The 2,188-nt window shown below is 72.4% G+C and carries 3 protein-coding genes; all 3 read left to right on the top strand.

What is annotated here, in order from left to right; all coding sequences use genetic code 11:
* On the top strand, positions 1 to 761 hold a 761-nt coding region (locus AOJ26_RS41025; RefSeq protein ID WP_159044544.1), incomplete at its 5' end, for an energy-coupling factor ABC transporter ATP-binding protein.
* A complete protein-coding gene (locus AOJ26_RS41030) occupies positions 758 to 1,567 on the top strand; it encodes an ECF transporter S component (protein ID WP_053853401.1) in 810 nt (269 codons plus the stop codon). The genes AOJ26_RS41025 and AOJ26_RS41030, both read left to right, overlap by 4 nt.
* A 285-nt stretch (positions 1,568 to 1,852) precedes the next feature.
* Positions 1,853 to 2,188, top strand: a 336-nt coding sequence (locus AOJ26_RS41035) for a transglycosylase SLT domain-containing protein (RefSeq protein WP_053853402.1), incomplete at its 3' end; no start/stop codon positions are given.

A 2,188-nucleotide genomic window follows, 5' to 3' on the forward strand; every position in this document is an offset into this window, starting at 1 on the left:
CCCCCACCCCCCACCTCGCCGAAACCCGCGCCCTCTCCGTACGCCGGGCCCACGTCCAGGCCCTGACCGGCGTCGACCTCACCATCCACCCCGGCGAGACCATCGCCCTCATGGGCCGCAACGGCGCCGGAAAGTCCACGCTCCTCAACACCCTCGTCGGACTCGTGGCACCGAACAGCGGCACGGTCCGGGTAGGCGGCGCCCAGCCGAACCGCACCGCCCCGCGCGACCTGGTCCGCCGGGTGGGCCTGGTGCCCCAGGAACCCCGCGACCTCCTGTGCGCCGACACCGTCGCCGCCGAATGCCGGGCCGCCGACCAGGACGCCGCGGCCGCCCCCGGCACCTGCCGGGCCCTCGTCTCGGACCTGCTGCCGGGCGTGACCGACGACACCCATCCGCGCGACCTCTCCGAAGGCCAGCGGCTCGCCCTCGCCCTGGCCGTGGTGCTGACCGCCCGTCCGCCCCTCCTGCTCCTGGACGAGCCGACCCGCGGCCTGGACTACGCGGCGAAGGCCCGTCTGGTCCGGCTGCTCGGGGAACTCGCCGCCGGCGGCCACGCGATCGTGCTGGCCACCCATGACGTGGAGCTCGCCGCCGAGCTCGCCCACCGGGTGGTCCTGCTGGCCGAGGGCGAGGTGATCGCCGACGGTCCGGCGACGGAGGTCGTCACGTCCTCCCCCTCCTTCGCCCCGCAGGTCAGCAAGATCCTCGCCCCGCAGAAGTGGCTGACGGTCGCCCAGGTGAGGCAGGCCCTGTCATGACCCGAGCCGTCCGTCTCGGCCCGCGCTCCGTCATCGCCCTCGCCCTGGTCAGCGCCGTGGGCGTCGTCGCCTTCGGCTGGCCCTTCCTCGCCCCGCCCACCTCACAGGTCGGCACCCACGCCCAGGACGCGCCCTGGCTGTTCGCCGGACTGCTCGTCCTCCTGGTCGCGGTGGTCGCCGCGGCGCTCGCGGAGTCGGGGCTGGGCCCCAAGGCCGTGGCGATGCTCGGGGTGCTCGCCGCGACCGGCGCCGCGCTCCGGCCGATCGGTGCCGGTACCGCCGGTATCGAGCCGATGTTCTTCCTGATGGTGCTCAGCGGCCGGGTCCTCGGCCCGGGCTTCGGCTTCGCGCTCGGCAACGTCACGATGTTCGCGTCCGCCCTGCTCACGGGCGGGGTGGGGCCGTGGATGCCGTTCCAGATGCTGGCGATGGGCTGGTTCACGATGGGCGCGGGCCTGCTGCCGGTGCCCGCCCGCGCGCGGGGCCGTGCCGAGGCCGGGCTGCTGGCCGCCTACGGCTTCTTCGCCGCCTTCGCCTACGGCACCGCCATGAACATGGCCGGCTGGCCCTTCCTGGGCGCCCTCGCCTCGGACATCGCCTTCGACCCGCACGCGGACGTGCCCGCCAACCTGGCCCGCTTCGTCGCGTACTGCGTGGCCACGTCCCTCGGCTGGGACCTCGGGCGGGCCCTCGTCACCGTCGTCCTCACGCTCACCCTCGGCCCCGCCCTGCTGAGGGGTCTGCGCCGGGCGACCCGACGTGCCGCCTTCGAGGCCCAGGTCACATTCGAGGGGTCCGAGCGGTGAAGCGCCCCACATGACCCAGCTCACCTACTAACGGGAACAGTAGGAACATATCCGACATAACGCCCATCGCACACCCCCTCTGACCTGCACGTTGAGAGCCGGGTCACACAGACGAACTTTCCCGGCGATGCGGCCACAACTAGTAAAAGGGGTCATTGCGGACGCCTTCCGAGCCTGTTTCTCTGGACGACGTCGCACGGCGCCGACAAGCCCACGGGCCTCGGCGCCGACGCATGTCCCCCGGGACCGCGAGCGACACCACCGTCCCCGAAGAAAAGGTTCCCCGTGTCCGTCTCCCGCTTCGCCCGCCGCATCGCTTCCCCGAAGAAGGCCATCACCACCGCCGCGATGGCCGCTGCCACGCCCGCCTCCTCCGCCCAGGCCAAGGCCATCGCGCACAAGATGATCCCGAACGCCGCGCAGTACAACGCGTTCAGCAAGATCGTCGAGCACGAGAGCGGCTGGGACGTCGACGCCACGAACTCCTCCTCCGGCGCCTACGGCCTGGTCCAGGCTCTGCCCGGCTCCAAGATGGCCTCCGCCGGCTCCGACTGGAAGACCAACGCCAAGACCCAGATCAAGTGGGGCCTGGACTACATGAACTCCCGCTACGGCAGCCCG

This window comes from Streptomyces sp. NRRL B-24085 (assembly GCF_001282115.1).
In the GTDB taxonomy this organism is placed as follows: Bacteria; Actinomycetota; Actinomycetes; order Streptomycetales; family Streptomycetaceae; genus Streptomyces.